Origin of the sequence: Crocinitomix algicola, assembly GCF_001661595.2 — a bacterium.
GTDB classification, from domain to species: Bacteria; Bacteroidota; Bacteroidia; order Flavobacteriales_D; family Crocinitomicaceae; genus Crocinitomix; species Crocinitomix algicola.
Window position 1 is genome coordinate 24106 of the sequence record NZ_LYPF02000016.1, and the last position, 17756, is coordinate 41861.

Here is a 17756-nt window from a genome sequence, read left to right on the forward strand (position 1 = left end):
AGATAACTATTACCAGTGAATTAATAGCTTCCCTTTTGATTTTCGAGACTCCAAAAGTTCATGCGCTTCATCGATTTGATCAACCGAGAAAGCACCACCAATATGTACTTGCAACTTATTGGCCAGCATTAATTTTGCCACCTCATCCAAACAATGTTTTAAAACCATTGGGCGTTGATCACCAATTTTCAACATATTAACACCAAGGATCGATTTGGAACGCATCATCGTACCAATCGGTAATACCAACCCCATTTTACGCACAAAATTAAGAGTAGAAAAAATTCCCCATTTACCTGCCGAACGTGCAGAACCACCAAATAGAATTAAACGTCCTCCAGCACCTATCAAACGAAAATCCTTTCTAAATGTCTCTCCTGCGATTGGATTAAAAGTGGCATCTAAACGGTCTTTTCCCAAAATTTTGTCAATTTCAACTTCATAATCATCGCTTCGATAATTAATCACATGATCAGCCCCTAATTGGCGCATAAAATCTAATTTTTCATTGGAGCCAGCTGTAGCGAAAACTTCACATCCTTGCTGTTTACAAAATTGAATCAAGGCCATACCAACACCACCAGCACCGGCATGAATCAAGACTTTATCCCCAGGAAAAAATTGTGTGATTACATGACTCATATAGTACGCGGTCACAAATTGAGTTGCTATCGATAAACCTTTACCTACTTCTAAATCATCGATGATTGAAACCGCCAAATTATTGGTAACAACATATTCTGCATATCCTCCAAATCGGGTAAATGCAACCACACGTTTTCCAATTAAATCCTTGTCAGATTCGTTAGCTACTTGATCAACCACACCAACCACTTCGTAGCCCAACACACAAGGCATTGGAGGAGCTTCACGATAAAGTCCATTTCTGGCCATTACATCGGCATAGTTTAATCCAAAAGCTTCTACTTTTATACGTATTTCGTTTTCTTTCGGTACCGGTTTTTCTTTGTCTCTAACTTGAAAAGCAACTTTAGGATCTCCCTTTTTTTCTAAATAAACTGCTTTCATAGGTGCTATTTTGATTTTCCCTCAATGACAATTACAAATTCCCCCTTTATTGGGTTTTCCGTAAAATGTGTAATCAATTCACTGACTGTACCACGAATGGTTTCTTCAAATTTCTTAGAAATCTCTCTGGACACCGAAATCCTCCTATCTTCATCAAAAAACTCTTGAAATTGACCTAGCGCTTTTAAAATTCTATGCGGCGATTCGTAAAGTACTACCGTTCTTTCCTCCTCCGCGATCTTTTGAATCCTTGTTTGACGACCTTTTTTGGTAGGTAAAAAACCTTCGTAAACGAATTTTTCACAAGGAAAACCCGAATTTACCAGCGCAGGCACAAATGCCGTTGGGCCGGGTAAGCATTCCACTTCTATTCCTGCCTTCAAACATTCACGAACCAATAAAAACCCAGGATCTGAAATAGCCGGAGTTCCCGCATCTGAAACAAGAGCGTATTCAAGTCCATTCTGCAATTCTTCTACAATTCGACCTACAGTTTTATGTTCATTATTTAAATGATGAGCAATAAGTTTATTTTCAATTTCAAATTTTTGAAATAGCTTTAATGTGGTTCGAGTATCCTCAGCTAAAACGGCATCTGATTCTTTTAAGATCCGAATCGCTCGAAACGTCATATCTTCCAAATTCCCAATTGGAGTTGGAACAACTGTTAATTTTCCCATTAGTTAAAACTTACTTCAAATAGTTTTGGCCACCATTTACCGGTCATATAAATTTTACCATTTAAAGGGTTATGCGCAATACCATTCATAACATCAACTCCGGGTTGAACAGCTGCGTCCGCCAATACCGAACAATCAATATAGTTGACTACTTTACCTGACGCAGTATCTACCTGTGCAATTCTATTCTCTGTGTACAAATTAATATACAGAAACCCATCAATCAATTCAAGCTCATTCAAATTCCCCACATTTCTTTTATCATCATAAACAGAAATCTTTTTTTCAACAGCAAACGTTTTTGGATTCCTCCAATAAATATGATCACTTCCATTCGTCATGATTAGGTGTTTACCATCATTGGTCAATCCCCATCCTTCTCCGTCATACATATGCGAACCAATCAAATTAAAGTTCATATCGTAGATATAACATTTTTCAGCACGATAGGTTAATTGATAAATAGTATCATTCAAGATCGAAATTCCTTCCCCAAAGTTGGCATCAGGAAGCTTATATTCCCTAATTTTTTTACCGGTAACCAAATCTACTTCAGCTAATATTGACTGACTATATTGCCCCGTTCCTTCAAAAAGTTTACCTTGCCAGAATTCCAACCCTTGAGTATAGGAGGATACATCATGATTATATGTTTCAACTATACTTGCCGATTTATATCCGGGTGTCATATCCGAAAAATAAATAACTTCCCGATTATCCGCCATTAATTCACCATCATTATTCGTATATTCTAATCGAATATTTACGCGACCAACCTTGTTATTTCCTGAGGTTTGCACTGTAATGGTTTGATTTTCGACTGGAAGATTATCCTTGTAAACGGTATCCGCAACAAAAACCGTCATTGTTTTAATCTCTTCAGGTTTATTGACTTTAATCTCTACAAGTAATGGTTGCCCAAGGTTTAATTTAGTTCCTTGAAAAGGCTTTGTCAGTTGAGCTGGTATACTTGGAGTATTTATTGGTTTTTCAGCCGGTCTTTCTTCATCTTTACAGCTCGATAAGGTTAACGAAACCATTAAAAAAGCATAAGCTATTATGCGAATATTCATACGTTAAAAGTTTTGAATCATTTCCATTAACACCTGTTTTTTTCGGGTGGACACAGGCACCTTAGTTCCATCTTTCATAAAAATATAGCCATCGGATTTAGTAAATTCTTTGATAAACCTTGCATTAATTAAGTGAGATTGATGCACACGAATGAAATAATGATCACTCAACAATTTATCAAATTCTTTAAGTGTTTTGGTGACTAAGAGTTTACTGCCATCCGTAAAATAAAACTGCGTATAATTAACATTTGATTCACATCTGAGAATTTCTACAACTTCGACAATATGAATTTTATCTAATGTATTCAGCGCTATTCTTTTAGGTTGATTGAAATTTTCTCTTAATAGCCCTATGCGGTCAGTTGGTTGATCTTGCTGTTCAACTTTACTAACAGCATCCATCAACTCGTCTGGATCAATTGGTTTTAAAAGATAATCGACCGCACTAAATTTAAACGCTTTGACAGCGTATTCGTCACTAGCTGTTGTAAATATGAGTTTAAAATTAGGATCTGGTAAAATTTCAAGTAAATCAAATCCTGTTCCGTCTTGCATTTGAATATCCAAAAATACCAAATCAGGTTTTAGTTCATTGATGATTTTTGCACCTGACACTACTCCTTCGGCTTCTCCAACTACTTGGATGTTTACGCAATAGTTTTCCAAATCAGCTTGAAGTACTTTTCTAGCTTCGGGAATATCATCAATAATAACCGCTCTAATCATAAATTTGCTTTTATTGTTTCTGCATCGATTTGATTGTGTGAACTAGAATAAACGGCTTTTCCTTCCTTTACTATTATTATTTGAGGAGATTGATGAACAACTGCTAAACGTTCAGCTATCGCATTAGAAATTGCCCGAAATTGAATTAAATCAAGATAAACAGGTACTGCTTCATCATCCTTTATATTCCAATTAGACTCTAATCTATTCAATGCCATAGAACTAATAGAACATCGTGTACTGTGCTTAAAGAACACAACTGGTTTTTCAAATGAATCTTTGACAATCAGATGATTTAACGTTTCTGGGTCTTTTAAACTCACCCAATTTATCTTGTTTTCTTTTGATTTTTGCTTACCAAATCCAAATAATCCCATAACCTTAATATTAATAGGCCGATTTAAATTGATTTAAAAATCGGATATCATTTTCAGAATAAAGACGCAGGTCTCCTACGCGATACTTTAACTGCGTAATTCGTTCTATCCCCATTCCAAAAGCGAAACCGGAATATATATTACTATCGATATTTGCCGCATCCAACACTGCTGGATCGACCATACCGCAACCTAAAATCTCTAACCAGCCTGTATATTTACAAACATTACAACCATCTCCATTACATAATGTGCAAGATACATCTACCTCTGCACTGGGCTCAGTAAAAGGAAAATAAGAAGGACGTAATCGAATACGAGTTTTATCTCCGAACATCTCTTTTGCAAAATATTGTAAGGTTTGTTTCAGGTCGGCGAAGGATACATTTTTATCAATATACAAACCTTCAACTTGATGAAAAAAGCAATGTGCTCTCGCAGAAATAGCTTCATTACGATACACTCTTCCCGGCGAAATTGTTCTTATTGGGGGTTTTGAGTTTTCCATTACCCGCACTTGAACCGAAGATGTGTGTGTTCTTAGGGCCATTTCGTTTTCACCCTTTTCTATGAAAAAGGTATCCTGCATATCTCTTGCCGGATGCTCAGGAGGAAAATTCAATGCTGAAAAATTATGCCAATCATCCTCAATTTCTGGACCTTCAGAAACATTAAAACCAATTCGATTAAAAATTTCTATAATTTCATTCCTTACAACCATTAAAGGGTGTCTAGAGCCAACTGCCATTTCTTCGGCAGGTCGACTTAAATCAATTATTTCTTTATTTGATCCATTATTCGCAGCTCCAACCTGAGACTTTACAGTTTCAAATTTTACCTCACCTTCTTGTTTTAGTGCGTTAATTTTTTGACCAAACTCTTTTTTCAATTCATTAGGAACGGTCTTCAATTCTTGATATAGACCTTTAATACAATTTTTTGACCCTAAAAATTTAATACGAAATGCTTCTAATTCCTCAGGAGTAGTCACCTGAAAATTATTCATTTCACTGCTTATTTCTTCAATTTTCTTTTCTAAACCCATGGAGGCTTGTAACTTTATTAACGTAATGATTGTTTTACCTATTGCATCTGCAAGGCTATGCGAAATTACTAAAATTGGACTAGTTATTCGTGAAATATTATTTATGAATTAAATACCACGAAAATAATTTTCAATTTAGGCAACTTTTTAGCGCTTAAAGTAGTACTATAAATGCTTATTGTTTTGTGATTTTAACATAAATACGAATCTTTAAACAAAATAATCGTATTTTTGTCTAGGACCATGAGACTTGGAACGAATATAAAAATGAAAAAAATGAATAGATTAATTGCAAAAGCTGGGTTATTTTTATTAGCAGGAGTGCTTGTAACATTAACATCTTGTAGAAAAGAGGCCGACACAATTGCTAAGGTGGAAGTTGTGGATACTGCAAATGTTCAATTCCCAAATGCTATGGTTCGATTGTATGCTACATCAACTATTGAAGAGCATGGCTCAATTATAATTGACGATACACTCTTTACTGATGCAACAGGCTACGCAACATTCAACTATTCTGAAAACTATAATTTAGGGCAGGCAGGTGTTTTTGTCTTAGACATCGAAGTTCGCAGTGGTGATACTTTAACGGGTACTGGAGTGATAAAAGTTGAACAAGAAACTACCTCAGAAGAAACGGTAATTATTCAATAGAATCAAAATATTTTAATAAAGAAACCTTTGACACAAAGTCAAGGGTTTTTTTATGCTTGAAACAATCTTTTAGGCAATAATAAGGCTATTTTTGTAACATGCTAGAAAACGCCTTATCGACGATTGATGATCAAATCATTTTTGAAACCATTCAAACTGGAGACAATTTCGCTTTTGATTTAGTTGTTGTTAAGTTACCACAACTTAAAAAGCAACTGGTCATGACTGTGGGATTGTCTGAAAATGAACAAGAAATTTCAAGTGAAAAATTCAAGGAATACAAACGGATTGAAATCTTTTTTTGTTTACCAGACTATTGGAAAATAGATGAAGTAAATTGGCCAGTCACTTGGATCAGCAAAATTGCTGAAATTCCTCAAAAAAACAAAACTTGGTTTGGTCCAGGCGATACCATCCCAGCGGGCAATCCTCCAGTAGAGTTTATGGATAAGCTACCTGCTAATCATTTTATGCTTTGTAATCCTATTATCACCAAATCAGTTTTTGAGCATGAAAAACTCAAAAAACTCGGTATAAAATTTATGGGAATAATACCCATCACTCAAAATGAGGTCGATTTTAAACTACGAAATTCAGCTACAATTTTAACCCATCGATTAACGAAGAAAGGGTATGATGAAACTGTAGACCCCTTCAGGTCGCCCGTTTGCCGCAAGCGAATACTAGGGCTCTTTTAGCATTTAATCATTTCAAGCTAGTGGAGTGATTTTTTAATATTTATTTATAGCTTTATATCATGCAACGATTGACGCAAGCGGAAGAACAAGTGATGTTAAGGTTATGGGGGTTAAAGGAGGCCACCGTAAAAGATATTATCCAGTTCTACCCCGTGCCAAAACCCGCGTATAATACTACTTCTACTATCGTTCGTATTTTAGAAAAGAAAAAATTTATTGGCCATAAAAAAAAGGGAAGAGGCTATATCTATTTCGCTAAAATTAGCAAAGAAGCGTACCGTAATTATTTGGCAGATTGGTTACTTGACAATTATTTTGATTGCTCAAATCAGGACGTCATTAACTATTTTAATCAGAATAAAAGTTTAGATGAGCTCTTATAGAAAACTTTGATTATTCTTTTATCTCAACACGCATACCAATATCCACAACTTCATTTAGATCGTCCTCACGCATAGCATGTTGTAAACTAAACTTGTATGTGCCTTGCGTAGAAAATCGACCGCCAGAAGCAATTAAACCCTGAAATTCAATAATAGTCCCTGAGCTTTCACCATTCCACTTACCATCAGGTTGAGCCAGTATAAATTCTAGTGTGTCTTTATTCTCAATTCCATTAGGGTAAACACTTTCCATAAAAACAATGATATTGCTGTACGGATAATCTACAGTTGTTCTTAGGTTAATATATACATTAAGGGGCGATAAAGTATCTGCAACGTCAAACTCAAAGATTTTTATATCATCTTTATTCCAAGAATTATCCGAGATTGCTAGATTCTCTTCATAAATTCGATTGCTGTCACACGATTGAAATATTAATAGAATCGCCATTAACCCTATTACGCCTAAATTGAATTTAACCTTCTTTTTTATCATTTTTCGCCTGCTGATTGCCCTTGCCTTTTCCTTGACTGGATGGTTTATTACCGGGTTTATTGGTATTTCTATTCCTATTATTCGAATTCGTTCGTTTTTTTCCTCCTCCCGTTGCTGCCTTATTTGGTCCCTTGCTTTGTTGACCTTGTTTCGCGTTTGGATTTGTCTTTTTCTTAGATCTATTTCCGTTATTTTGTTTTTGACCTGAAACTTGCTGCTGATTTTTATTATTAGTCTTAGGTTTACGTCGTTTTTTATTTGGATCGTTTCGTTGCCCTTCCTTTTGTTGCTGTGGTTTGGCTTTTTGTTTTTGCTGAGGAGAAGCATTGTTTCGTGTATTTTGCTTTCCTTTATTTTGCGCTTGCTGTTCTCCTCCTTTTTTCTTACGTTTTTTCTTCTTACGTTTAAAAACGTGCTCAAATCGATTTAAACTATCTTGCCCAACCACATCAGTATAGTCCGGAATTTCAGCTTCGACTTCAATCATAAAATCCTTCAAATCTGCAGGGAAATCGCCTGCCTTATTCATTCGAATGATTTCTCTCACACGGTCTGGAGTAAGTGGAATAAAATTGGTTGATCCTGGGTTTGCTTTATCCTCTTGGATATACCACATTTCCTCTTTAAAAACATCCGTTTTAACATGAAAAGCTATTCCCTTTTGCGTTTTTAATTTTACATCAGAACGTGGGAATTTTTTTAAAGCATCTAGATAGGCATCCAATTCGTAGTTAAGGCAACACTTCAATTTCCCACATTGTCCTGCCAATTTTTGCGGGTTTAAAGACAATTGTTGGTAACGAGCTGAGGCCGTTGAAACCGAACGAAAATCAGTTAACCAGGTTGAGCAGCACAATTCGCGACCGCAAGAACCAATCCCTCCTAGTCTCGCCGCCTCCTGTCGCACACCAATTTGCTTCATTTCAATTTTCACCTTAAAGGCATCAGCTAGATGGCGAATAAGTTGTCTAAAATCTACGCGATCTTCTGCTGTGTAATAAAAAATTGCTTTAGATCCATCTCCTTGATACTCTACATCAGAGATCTTCATTTCTAAACCTAACTCAGAAGCAAAACTTCGCGAAGCAAACATTGTATCGGCTTCCTTTTCCCGGAATTTCTTCCATTTTTCGATATCATCCTTCGATCCTTTTCTAAGGATTGACCGCGCTTCATGCGCCTTAAAATTTTGTGTTTTTTTCCTTACTTGAATTCTGGCGAGTTCACCAACAGCTGAAACAACACCAATGTCGTAACCAGGACTTGCCTCTACAACAACAGCATCTCCAACTTGCAAATTAAACCCTTTTATATTTCTGTAAAACCCTTTTCTACTGTTTTTAAATCTTAATTCAACAACATCGTAGGTACTTTGCCCACCGGGTAAATCTATATCTGCCAACCAATCAAATACGGATAATTTGCCACAGCTGCCACTTCCGCAATTCCCATTGCTTTTACAGCCGTTAGGTACACCTCCTCCATTCGAACAATTACTGCATCCCATTTTTCCGTAGTAGTTAATTTATCAACATGTAAAGATAAGGCTTTCACTTGAATTAACAGCAGGATAATAACGACTTGATGTCAACAGTTCATTTTTAATGATTGAGAATTATTCTAATTACAATTGCTTATCCATTACAAATCAACATTAAACTCCTTTTTTAATAAGTTTAGTCAACTTGATACTCAAATCTGCAAAAAGTATTTTTGCACTCGCGTTTCGCTCAAGATGATAATGTGCTAAATTAAACTCTTCCATTAGCTCTGTTATATTGTGATTATTGATAAACCGCGCAAACTTCTTTAAGAATTCTAATTCATTATCACGTAAATTAGCTAGCTCACCTTTCATATAATTCTGAATCATCGATTCACGAAAAATATGCAATCCATATTTCACAAAGTTCTTTTGCGTTTCTTTGTCACAAGAAGCTATTTCATCACTTACAGCCATTAAATCCATTGGATTAGCAGTATAAGCCGCTCTCATTAATTTAACAAATAAATCAAAATAAATATTTTGCGATTCAGCTCCTTGAACTAAATCAATTGCCTCGGTTAAATTACCTTGACTTAGGTTAGCTGCTGATTGTGCAACCTCATCACTTACTTTAAACTTTTTCTTAATATAATCCGAAATTTCTTCGGTTTGGAGGCTTGGAATACGTTTTATTTGTGTTCTAGAAATAATTGTTGGCAGAATTGTTTCAACGCTATCGCTCACTAAAATAAAGACAGTTTTCTCAGGTGGTTCTTCTAATAGTTTCAATAATTTATTGGCCGCTGAAGGATTCATTTTTTCAGGCAACCAAATGATCATAATTTTGTACTTACCGCTGAAAGATTTTAAGGCTAATCTTTTTAAAATTTGTTGACTCTCTTCAACGGCAATAACCGGATTTTTGCCAAGTTCATCTAATTCTATCAACCAATTACGAAGCGCAAAATTTGGTTCTTTTAAGAAAAAAGCGTTCCATTCTTTAATACAATCTTTGGATGATGCAATGTGCTTTTTTTTTGACTTGACAATTGGATAAACAAAATGTAAATCAGGATGTGTTAATGCTTCAACCTTTTTGCAATTTGGGCAATCACCACAGGCATCATTTCTCCCAGGATTATCACATAATAAATATTGGGCAAAAGCAGTCGCCAATGGCAACTTAGCGGTACCTTCTGGACCTAGAAACATTTGAGCATGACTCACTCTATCCGCCTTAACCTCCTTAATTAAAGCAGCCTTAATTTCTTTATTTCCGACAACCTCCTTGAATAACATAAAGCGTAAAAATAAGCATATTCATGCATTCAATTTTGTATACCTAATGACAAATGTTTAAATTCGTGAGGAACGGGCACGACATTTGCCAAAAGTCACCCAAAATAAATACAATTTAAACCAATGAAGATGAAAAAATTAACCACACTATTTGTTGCCTTAATTGCCTTTGGAACATACGCACAAGTTAAAGTTGACGAAAAAAAAGTAAATGTTGATGGAACCAAAGAAGGCTTTTATTTAACAATTCCATACGGCACACAAAAAGAACTGGAAAAAGAGCTAAAAGACGAATTAAAGAGCTGGAAAGGAAGTTATTCTACCAGTGGAGATATTATAAAAGTTGATGATTGCAAGTTAAAAGAAATGGGAGAAAACACCTTTGATGTTTTTGCTAAAGTAGAAGAAAATCCTGATGGAGGTGCATTTATTTCAGTTGCAGTTGATTTAGGGGGAGCATATTTAAACTCTAGTGATCATTCAGCACAGGCAAAAATAATTAACACCCGTTTATATAAATTTGGCGTTAATGCTTCGAAAAACATGGTAGGTGAGGAAATTAAAATAGAGGAAAAACTATTAAAAGAACAGGAGAAAGAATTAAAGGATTTGGAGAAAGAACAAGAAAAACTCGAAAAAGAGATAGAGGATTATCACAAAAAGATAGAAGAGAATAAAAAAGCAATCGAAGAAAGTAAAAAGAATCAAGAAACGAAAAAGGGTGAAATTAAAACTCAGACAGAAAAACTTAAAGCGGTTGAGAAGAAAAAAGCAGATATTAAATAGAAATCTGATTTAAAAATAAAGTACATTTGGCCATTCCTATAATTTGGAATGGCTTTTTTATGTCTGCGCAATTCAAACATTATTTATTACTAAATCTTACCGTATTTATATGGGGATTTACGGGAGTATTAGGAAGAGAAATTAGTTTAAATGCAAATGAAATTGTGTTTTTTCGGATGGGCATTGCTTATATTTCTTTGGTTGCCATAGGCTCATTTTATCGAAAAAAACGAAAACTAAATACTCGTGAAATAGTTTATGTAATGATTACAGGGTTAGTAGTTGGATTTCACTGGTTTGCTTTTTTTCAGTCCATTAAGTTGAGTTCAGTAGAAGTCGCTGTTGTTTGCCTTTCAAGCGCAACTTTATTTACTGCTCTGCTAGAACCGCTCTTTTTCAAACGAAAAGTGCTCCTTTCCGAGCTAATATTGAGCGCAGTTATTATTGGTGGTATTATTTTAATTATTGGTTTTGAACCTGAATATATTTCGGGAATTTTGGTTGGTTTGATTGCCGCCGTTTTAGCCGCATTATTTAATGTCCTGAACGGAAAATTTATTCAAACCATGCCTTCATTTCAAATTACAAAATATGAAATGCTTGGCGGGTTTATCACTATGACATTTTTATTGTGGTTTTCGGGCGGTTTAAATGCAACCACATTTCAAATTGCCGGTCTTGATTGGTTTTACCTAATTATACTCGGCATTGTATGCACAACTGCAACTTTTCTTCTCAGCGTTTGGTTAATGAAGTTTTTATCCCCTTTCACGGTAAGTATGAGTATTAATATGGAACCCATTTACGCCATCTTAATTGTATTAATTATAGATTTTTTCCGTGGTGAAATAGCCGACCGAATGTCTGGAGGTTTTTATTTAGGAACTGCTGTAATTTTAGGTGCTATCTTCATAAACGCGTACTTAAAAAAGAAAAAATCACGCCGTTGATTTTTTGATTTAATTGCCCCAGCATATTAATATTTATTGTTATTTTGCACTGTAAAGTGACGTGTGTTAAAACATGTGCTTTTACTTGAAAATTAATTCAGTTCAAATCTTTAAACTATGACCAAGAAAAAATTTATTGTTCCGTTTGATTTTAGCGATGTTGCAGAATCGGCAGCGGAACATGCCCTAATCACCGCGCAAGTAGTCGGTGCAGATGTCCACCTCTTACATGTAGTATCTAAAAAAGATACGGTGAAAGAAGCAAGAGTAAAATTAGAGGAAGCTTCTGAAAAAATTCAAAAAGTCACTATTTCTGAGGGCATTGAAATAATAAATCACGTTAGAATTGGAAATATTTTTGACGATATTGCTGAATTTGCTTTGGAAATTGGAGCGGAATTGATCTTTATGGGTACACATGGCGCTCATGGTTGGCAACACATTACTGGAAGTCATGCCTTGAAAGTTGTTACCAATTCCCCAACTCCTTTTATTGTTGTTCAAGAAAATCGTATCAATGCTTCGGGATACGATGATATTGTTGTACCCTTAGATTTACACAAGGAGACCAAGCAAAAATTAACCTTGGTTGCCAATATGGCTAAATACTTTAACTCTCGAGTGCATGTGATTATTCCTGATGAGTCGGATGAGTTTTTACAGCATACAGTTAAAGCTAATATTATTTTCGCGAACAAATTTTTTGGTGAACGAAATATAGAAGTTACAACAACATTAGCCTCTTCGAAAGATTTCGACAAAGAAGTTATTGCTCATTCTGTTAAAGTAAATGCCGATTTAATTGCGATTATGAACATCCAAAAGAACCAATTACTAGGTGTATTTGGAGCTTCTCACGAGCAATTTATGATTACTAATGATGCAAAGATTCCGGTTTTATTGGTCAACCCAATCAATGCAACGAATGCTTACCAAGCGATTTTCACCTAGTAACGCAGGAAATTATTTATAGTTAAGGGAGTGAACAGCTCCCTTTTTTTATTTTAAATATCCCAATTTTAAATCCCAAACCATTTGGTTAACGTAAATTTATGACAGAATTAAACTTACAAATTGGTTAATTCTTTAAATTTACAAAACAATAGCCTCCTTTTAAGATCTCAAGCGTCTGGAAAGGGAAAAATAACCTAATGATAAAACAAGCCTCAACAATAGGAGCAATTTTGCTTACCACCATGGTTCTACTTAGAGCGAATGTAAACATTGAGGATACTCAACACACACCGACTTTTGAAAATAAATTGCTTAAGCGAGCTGGTAATCAACCAGAAAATGTTGCCCAATTTAACCAAGAGCGATTTACCATTGGAGCAAAATCATCATTTGATATAGATTTTAAATCAACGTATTTGATTTTCAAACAATCAATTAAAAAAGATGTTGAAACTGCAAATTTAGTAAAAGACATTAAGGAGAAACAAAAAGTTATCAAGCCGCTATCGACCAAAACAGAGTTGCAACAAATCGAGGAGCATCAAATCAATTTTTCCCTTGATGAAACGAACACTATAAATACTGGTATGTCTCTTTTATTTCCAAGACAAGAGATTCAATCCCGAAGCAATAGACAAAAAGATTTATAAAAACTTGATTGATGACTTAGTTGGTCATGTATTTGTCTTTTAGGAGCGTAAAGCTCTTTTCACAAATTTCATCCAATCGTTTTATTTTTTGACCAACAGTCGACAACTTACTTGCTTCTATATTCTCCATTTTTGCAACTAATTCGTGTGCCTCAATCATGTCGAACATTAAAAAACTGGATTTCAGTTTGTGCGAATATAGCTGTACATTCTCTAAATTTTGTTCTTTAGATGCCTGTTTTAAATGTTTTAGGCAATGATTAGATTCGTCCAAAAAGATTGTCACAATTTCATGAATAAAAGAATCATCTCCTATTCCTTCATTTACGAGTTGACCAAAGAACTTATCCCCTCCTGTATACCCCTGCTCTTGATTTTTCTTTTTTTGACTCATAGTTAAAAGAAAATGGTTTTATGAATTTAGACGTTCTTTTAAATCCTTTTTATACTTCCTGCTCACTTTAACAACTTTATCTCCTATGTGTATACCTGTATCAGTGAATGAATCTATTTTATTGACTGCTACGATAAATGATCTATGCACTCTTAAAAAATTCTCTTCCCCAAGTTTTGCATGTATTGATTTCATCGTCGATAAAACTGTATATCTTTTATCGTCAGTATGAATTTGAACGTAATCAGCAAAGGCCTCAATAAAATTAATCTCAGCAAAAAACAACTTTACGAAATCACCGCCAGCTTTCACAAAAATAAAATCTTCATTTTCTTTAGCATTTAAAGAGACACTCTCACTAATTTCTGACGCTCGGTCGATGGCTTTTAAAAAGCGTTTATACTCTATCGGTTTTACTAAATAATCAGTTACGTCATAATTATAAGACTCTGCAGCATATTCAGGTTTAGAACTCATGATGATTACTTGAGGGATATTTTTTGCTTTTTCGATAAAATCAATACCTGTCATTTCGGGCATTTCAATATCAAGAAAAATAACGTCACAATCCAATTCTGGCAATTTTTCAAGTGCCTCTATAGGATTCTCAAATTCCGTAACCAACGTTAAGGTATCTGTAAAATTAATGTATGAGTGAATGATTTCTCTTGATACTCGATCATCATCCAAGATTATTACTTTCAACATGCTCGTTATTTAGCTCCTCAAAAAAAATGTTCCTTGTAAAAATCATAAATTCTTTCGAATTATAATTCATACCATTGTTAGGATAGGGTTAATATAATCAAATTATACAAAATTTCTACATTCGTACAATGATGAATTCTGTTCTACGATTCATTTGATGGAATTTTTCAAATAAATCAGGGTTTTTTATTCGGTAAGAATTAATAAAATCTTCAGTTAATACTTTCCTTTCATCACCGTCTTCTGTTTTAAGCAAAACAGTATTTGGTCGAGACTCTCCAAACCCTTTACCTGAAATACGACTTGGATTAGAAATTCGTTCCGCAATATAATTTGCAGATGCTTTAGCTCTTTGAGAAGATAAATTAGCGTTCTTGGCCGCACTACCTCTTGAGTCTGTATGCGAACCTAATTCAATTACCATTGAAGGATTTTCGTTCATTACTTGCACTATTTTATCCAATTGAAGTGCAGCATCAGGGCGAATTTCTGCTTTATCGACATCAAACAAAATAGGTTCAATTTCAATCATCTTAGATAAATCTGCACCAATTTTAATTGGGTCCATGCTTAAATCTAATGTGCGGTGAATTTCGTATTTACCCAATCGATTAAAATGAGGTTGATAATTCAACGATTTACTGATATAACCATCTTTCGATAATTGAATTGTATAGTTTCCTTTATCATTGAGTTTCTTATTTTGAACGGGCATTTCGAAAAGGCCAGAAACCGGTGTATATACCTCTGTTTTTTTCTGAGTATCATTATCAATAATCGTCAATTTTACATCCAATAGCGGACGATTAGTGACTTTATCTTTCACAAAAGCGCTTAACTGTAAGCCAGAATCTTTAATTAATACCAAGTCTTTTTGGATCACTTCCGCCTTTGTGTACGTATCAATCGTTTTTGTTTGAACCAAATATTTTTGTTTATAACCTCGTAAATTAAACGTATTGTCTGATTCTACAACAAACTCAAACAATCCATCTTCACTGGTCATAATAATTTCCGTTTCACCAGAAAGCAGGTTGAACAGCGTTATTTCGGTATTTGCCAAAGGATTTCCTTTTTCATCATTTACAGTTCCTTTAATTACTTTACCGATGACAAAAGGTTTAGTCAATTCAAATCCATAAATATCATCATTCCCACGCCCTCCAGTTCGATTTGATGAAAAATAACCATAAGTTTGAATGCTGTCAAGAATAAAGCCAAAATCGTCACCTGAGCTATTTATAGGAGCTCCTAAATTCATAACCTTTACAATTGATTCATCCTTTCTAACCTGAGCCATATAAACATCCATTCCTCCCAAACCAACACGTCCATTAGAGGCAAAGAAAAGCATCTCATTTCCCGGATGAATAAAAGGAAAAGATTCATCCCCTTCCGTATTTACATTTATTCCTAAATTCACAGGTTCACCATATGTTCCGTCCGGGTGAACAGCAACTTTATATAAATCTGTACCTCCCATTCCTCCAGGCATATTTGACGCAAAATAAAGCGTTTTACCATCTTCACTAATACTTGCGTGACCCACTGAATATTCAAGGCTATTAAATGGCAATTCAATTGGAGAGGACCAATCATCACCTTCCCAATCACATACCACCAATTGTAAATTCATGGTACCATTCGCGCTTCTTCCATTGTAATTATTTCTTGTTAAGTACATTTTATCCCCTTTTGGGCTAAAACAAACCGGCCCTTCGTGGAATTTTTTATTCACAGTGGTACTAAAAGAATGAGGATTGGAAAGCTCAAAAGTAGAATCTCTATCTGCTATATAAACATCTAAAAAGTTTAATTTATTTTTATTATAAGTTCTTGCTACCGGACTTACTTTTTGACGCGTGGATGTAAAAACAACTTTATTTTTATAAAAGGTAGGCGCAAAATCCTGATCTTTTGAGTTGATGGATAAATTTTTTACTCTAAAATTATCATTTCTTCTACTCAAGTAAGTGTGTGCTTTTGGTCTAGTGCGATAAAGTTGACCACGCAAATCGTTTTTATCCAATTCATGGTATTTTTTCATCCAGCGTTCTGATTCATCATATCGTTCCAATTCACCAAGAATTAGCGAATAATTAATCACATCTTCTTTTGTAAACTCTTTCGTTTTTAGGATGTTTTGATAAATTGAGTCTGCTTTTTCAGGTTGATTTACATACCAATAGCTCAACGCCTTTTGGCGTTTTTGTTCAATCGTATTTGCCTCATAATATTGATAAATTTCGATTGCTCTTGGATAATTATAATCGAGAAACGCTTTCTTCACCGCTTTTTCTTTAGAAAGCATAATTTGGCCGTGTACTGAAATTCCACTACTGAGGATGAATAAGCAAAGTATTATTACACGTTCAATATTTTGACCAACTTTATTCAGCATATCTTTAAAAATGACGGGGAGATTCAATTTTCGATTGACGACTGAAGATAAAATCATAACGAAGCATCAACTCATGAGAGCCGTTGTTATAGCGTCCGGTAGTATTGGCATATGACCAGTCAAATGCGTATCCTAGGGCAAATTGCTCTGAAATATTGACACCCGCTAAGACACCAATCGCATCTCCGGTTCGGAACATTGGACCTGCCCATAAAAACTCATTATAGTAGAACAACGTGGTTAAATCAACTTGAATAGGAGCACCACTTGTATATTTCACCAGTGCAGAAGGTTTTAATTGAATTCCATTTGCTTTACTCACATCAACCACACCACCAACAATTAAATAACCATGAATATTTTCTTTACCAAGTTCTGGACTTATATTTTCTGGATCCGTTAAAAATGTATTTTGCAATAATTTTGGCGTTGATAAACCAAGGTAAAATTTTGGTAATTGATAGTACATCCCAAAACCAAAATTAGGCAATGCTTGACTTGAAATTCCACTTAAAAAGTTTGGATCGTCTTCTTGAATTGTTGTAATTTCAGTTAAATCAACTTTTCGCAGATTTACCCCACCTTTTAAACCAAAAGACAATTTACCTTTGTATCCTAAACGCATTCTATACGCTACATCAATAAAAATTCCAGAGGTCTGTGTAGGGCCAATCTTATCGTTTAACATACTCAAACCAAAACCTAGATTATCTTTAAACAAAGGCGTATGCAGTGTTATAGTTTGCGTTTGAGGCGCACCGGGAAAACTTACCCATTGCGAACGATGTAAACCCGTTACAGTCAAAGCATTTCTACTGCCAGCATAAGCAGCGTTAACACCTAAAGTATTGAACGAATAATGAGAAAAGGCGGCCTCCTGCTGTCCAAAACTTTGGAAAACACCAACAATAAAAATTATAAAAGCCACTACCCTTTTCATCGCTACTAGAATGATTTAAAACAT

At 34.8% G+C, this 17756-nt stretch carries 21 protein-coding genes; 7 read left to right on the forward strand and 14 right to left on the reverse strand.

Annotated features, from left to right (window positions below):
- Positions 1-9: 9 nt before the first annotated feature.
- Genes A8143_RS10035 through pheS form a run of 6 tightly spaced genes read right to left on the reverse strand, consistent with a single transcriptional unit; the run spans position 10 to position 4933 of the window.
- The gene (locus tag A8143_RS10035; RefSeq protein WP_066758630.1) at positions 10-1029 is read right to left on the reverse strand and encodes a quinone oxidoreductase family protein; all 1020 of its coding nucleotides are present in this window, start codon (positions 1027-1029) and stop codon (positions 10-12) included.
- A gap of 5 nt (positions 1030-1034) precedes the next feature.
- Positions 1035-1709, reverse strand: a complete 675-nt coding sequence (gene rsmI, locus A8143_RS10040; RefSeq protein ID WP_066758632.1) for a 16S rRNA (cytidine(1402)-2'-O)-methyltransferase — start codon at positions 1707-1709, stop codon at positions 1035-1037.
- Positions 1709-2782, reverse strand: a complete 1074-nt coding sequence (locus tag A8143_RS10045; protein ID WP_066758634.1) for a glutaminyl-peptide cyclotransferase — start codon at positions 2780-2782, stop codon at positions 1709-1711. Before A8143_RS10045 ends, rsmI begins: the two co-directional genes overlap by 1 nt.
- Before the next feature lie 3 nt (positions 2783-2785).
- Entirely contained in the window at positions 2786-3511 is a 726-nt protein-coding gene (locus A8143_RS10050) for a LytR/AlgR family response regulator transcription factor (protein WP_066758636.1), read from the reverse strand.
- On the reverse strand, positions 3508-3888 hold the full coding sequence (gene ytxJ / locus A8143_RS10055) for a bacillithiol system redox-active protein YtxJ (protein WP_066758641.1): 381 nt from the start codon (positions 3886-3888) through the stop codon (positions 3508-3510). The genes A8143_RS10050 and ytxJ overlap by 4 nt, the downstream gene beginning before the upstream one ends.
- Before the next feature lie 10 nt (positions 3889-3898).
- Entirely contained in the window at positions 3899-4933 is a 1035-nt protein-coding gene (gene pheS, locus A8143_RS10060) for a phenylalanine--tRNA ligase subunit alpha (protein WP_066758643.1), read from the reverse strand.
- A 276-nt stretch (positions 4934-5209) separates the two neighbouring features.
- On the opposite strand from pheS, the gene A8143_RS10065 reads away from it, so the two are divergent.
- From A8143_RS10065 to A8143_RS10075, 3 genes are all read left to right on the forward strand, one after another.
- Entirely contained in the window at positions 5210-5587 is a 378-nt protein-coding gene (locus tag A8143_RS10065) for a hypothetical protein (RefSeq protein ID WP_139134326.1), read from the forward strand.
- Between the two features lie 98 nt (positions 5588-5685).
- Positions 5686-6285, forward strand: coding sequence for a suppressor of fused domain protein (locus tag A8143_RS10070; RefSeq protein WP_066758645.1), 600 nt, complete (start codon positions 5686-5688; stop codon positions 6283-6285).
- A 59-nt stretch (positions 6286-6344) separates the two neighbouring features.
- Positions 6345-6668, forward strand: coding sequence for a BlaI/MecI/CopY family transcriptional regulator (locus tag A8143_RS10075; protein WP_083261320.1), 324 nt, complete (start codon positions 6345-6347; stop codon positions 6666-6668).
- A gap of 10 nt (positions 6669-6678) precedes the next feature.
- Here A8143_RS10075 and A8143_RS10080 read toward each other — a convergent pair whose 3' ends face one another.
- The 4 genes from A8143_RS10080 to holB form a co-directional block, all read right to left on the reverse strand.
- Complete coding sequence (locus A8143_RS10080; RefSeq protein ID WP_070138046.1) at positions 6679-7164, reverse strand: gliding motility lipoprotein GldH; 486 nt, start codon at positions 7162-7164, stop codon at positions 6679-6681.
- Positions 7145-8566, reverse strand: coding sequence for a PSP1 domain-containing protein (locus A8143_RS10085; protein ID WP_245676495.1), 1422 nt, complete (start codon positions 8564-8566; stop codon positions 7145-7147). Before A8143_RS10085 ends, A8143_RS10080 begins: the two co-directional genes overlap by 20 nt.
- A complete protein-coding gene (locus A8143_RS17245) occupies positions 8554-8718 on the reverse strand; it encodes a hypothetical protein (RefSeq protein ID WP_245676496.1) in 165 nt (54 codons plus the stop codon). Before A8143_RS17245 ends, A8143_RS10085 begins: the two co-directional genes overlap by 13 nt.
- 100 nt (positions 8719-8818) lie before the next feature.
- Complete coding sequence (gene holB / locus A8143_RS10090) at positions 8819-9949, reverse strand: DNA polymerase III subunit delta' (RefSeq protein ID WP_066758652.1); 1131 nt, start codon at positions 9947-9949, stop codon at positions 8819-8821.
- A gap of 129 nt (positions 9950-10078) precedes the next feature.
- Between holB and A8143_RS10095 the strand changes: the two genes are divergently transcribed.
- The 4 genes from A8143_RS10095 (at position 10079) to A8143_RS10110 (ending at position 13289) form a co-directional block, all read left to right on the forward strand.
- Positions 10079-10735, forward strand: a complete 657-nt coding sequence (locus tag A8143_RS10095; RefSeq protein WP_139134327.1) for a hypothetical protein — start codon at positions 10079-10081, stop codon at positions 10733-10735.
- Positions 10736-10761: 26 nt separating this feature from the next.
- Positions 10762-11685: a DMT family transporter gene (locus A8143_RS10100; RefSeq protein WP_139134328.1), complete on the forward strand. Its 924-nt coding sequence runs from the start codon at positions 10762-10764 to the stop codon at positions 11683-11685.
- Positions 11686-11802: 117 nt separating this feature from the next.
- A complete protein-coding gene (locus A8143_RS10105; protein ID WP_066758667.1) occupies positions 11803-12636 on the forward strand; it encodes a universal stress protein in 834 nt (277 codons plus the stop codon).
- Between the two features lie 200 nt (positions 12637-12836).
- On the forward strand, positions 12837-13289 hold the full coding sequence (locus A8143_RS10110; protein ID WP_066758675.1) for a hypothetical protein: 453 nt from the start codon (positions 12837-12839) through the stop codon (positions 13287-13289).
- 16 nt (positions 13290-13305) lie between these two features.
- On the opposite strand, the gene A8143_RS10115 is transcribed toward A8143_RS10110, so the two are convergent.
- From A8143_RS10115 to A8143_RS10130, 4 genes are all read right to left on the reverse strand, one after another.
- Positions 13306-13683, reverse strand: coding sequence for an Hpt domain-containing protein (locus A8143_RS10115; RefSeq protein ID WP_066758677.1), 378 nt, complete (start codon positions 13681-13683; stop codon positions 13306-13308).
- Between the two features lie 18 nt (positions 13684-13701).
- Complete coding sequence (locus A8143_RS10120) at positions 13702-14391, reverse strand: LytR/AlgR family response regulator transcription factor (RefSeq protein ID WP_066758679.1); 690 nt, start codon at positions 14389-14391, stop codon at positions 13702-13704.
- Positions 14392-14506: 115 nt separating this feature from the next.
- A complete protein-coding gene (locus A8143_RS10125) occupies positions 14507-16792 on the reverse strand; it encodes an OmpA family protein (protein ID WP_066758681.1) in 2286 nt (761 codons plus the stop codon).
- Between the two features lie 4 nt (positions 16793-16796).
- Complete coding sequence (locus A8143_RS10130; RefSeq protein WP_066758683.1) at positions 16797-17732, reverse strand: PorP/SprF family type IX secretion system membrane protein; 936 nt, start codon at positions 17730-17732, stop codon at positions 16797-16799.
- Positions 17733-17756 lie beyond the last annotated feature (24 nt).

Bases quoted from the DNA above. Each gene is read 5' to 3' on its own strand.
- A8143_RS10035 (WP_066758630.1), bottom strand. From the start codon at position 1,029: ATGAAAGCAGTTTATTTAGAAAAAAAGGGAGATCCTAAAGTTGCTTTT.
- rsmI (WP_066758632.1), bottom strand. From the start codon at position 1,709: ATGGGAAAATTAACAGTTGTTCCAACTCCAATTGGGAATTTGGAAGAT.
- A8143_RS10045 (WP_066758634.1), bottom strand. From the start codon at position 2,782: ATGAATATTCGCATAATAGCTTATGCTTTTTTAATGGTTTCGTTAACC.
- A8143_RS10050 (WP_066758636.1), bottom strand. From the start codon at position 3,511: ATGATTAGAGCGGTTATTATTGATGATATTCCCGAAGCTAGAAAAGTA.
- ytxJ (WP_066758641.1), bottom strand. From the start codon at position 3,888: ATGGGATTATTTGGATTTGGTAAGCAAAAATCAAAAGAAAACAAGATA.
- pheS (WP_066758643.1), bottom strand. From the start codon at position 4,933: ATGGGTTTAGAAAAGAAAATTGAAGAAATAAGCAGTGAAATGAATAAT.
- A8143_RS10065 (WP_139134326.1), top strand. From the start codon at position 5,210: ATGAATAGATTAATTGCAAAAGCTGGGTTATTTTTATTAGCAGGAGTG.
- A8143_RS10070 (WP_066758645.1), top strand. From the start codon at position 5,686: ATGCTAGAAAACGCCTTATCGACGATTGATGATCAAATCATTTTTGAA.
- A8143_RS10075 (WP_083261320.1), top strand. From the start codon at position 6,345: ATGCAACGATTGACGCAAGCGGAAGAACAAGTGATGTTAAGGTTATGG.
- A8143_RS10080 (WP_070138046.1), bottom strand. From the start codon at position 7,164: ATGATAAAAAAGAAGGTTAAATTCAATTTAGGCGTAATAGGGTTAATG.
- holB (WP_066758652.1), bottom strand. From the start codon at position 9,949: ATGTTATTCAAGGAGGTTGTCGGAAATAAAGAAATTAAGGCTGCTTTA.
- A8143_RS10095 (WP_139134327.1), top strand. From the start codon at position 10,079: ATGAAAAAATTAACCACACTATTTGTTGCCTTAATTGCCTTTGGAACA.
- A8143_RS10105 (WP_066758667.1), top strand. From the start codon at position 11,803: ATGACCAAGAAAAAATTTATTGTTCCGTTTGATTTTAGCGATGTTGCA.
- A8143_RS10110 (WP_066758675.1), top strand. From the start codon at position 12,837: ATGATAAAACAAGCCTCAACAATAGGAGCAATTTTGCTTACCACCATG.
- A8143_RS10115 (WP_066758677.1), bottom strand. From the start codon at position 13,683: ATGAGTCAAAAAAAGAAAAATCAAGAGCAGGGGTATACAGGAGGGGAT.
- A8143_RS10120 (WP_066758679.1), bottom strand. From the start codon at position 14,391: ATGTTGAAAGTAATAATCTTGGATGATGATCGAGTATCAAGAGAAATC.
- A8143_RS10125 (WP_066758681.1), bottom strand. From the start codon at position 16,792: ATGCTGAATAAAGTTGGTCAAAATATTGAACGTGTAATAATACTTTGC.
- A8143_RS10130 (WP_066758683.1), bottom strand. From the start codon at position 17,732: ATGAAAAGGGTAGTGGCTTTTATAATTTTTATTGTTGGTGTTTTCCAA.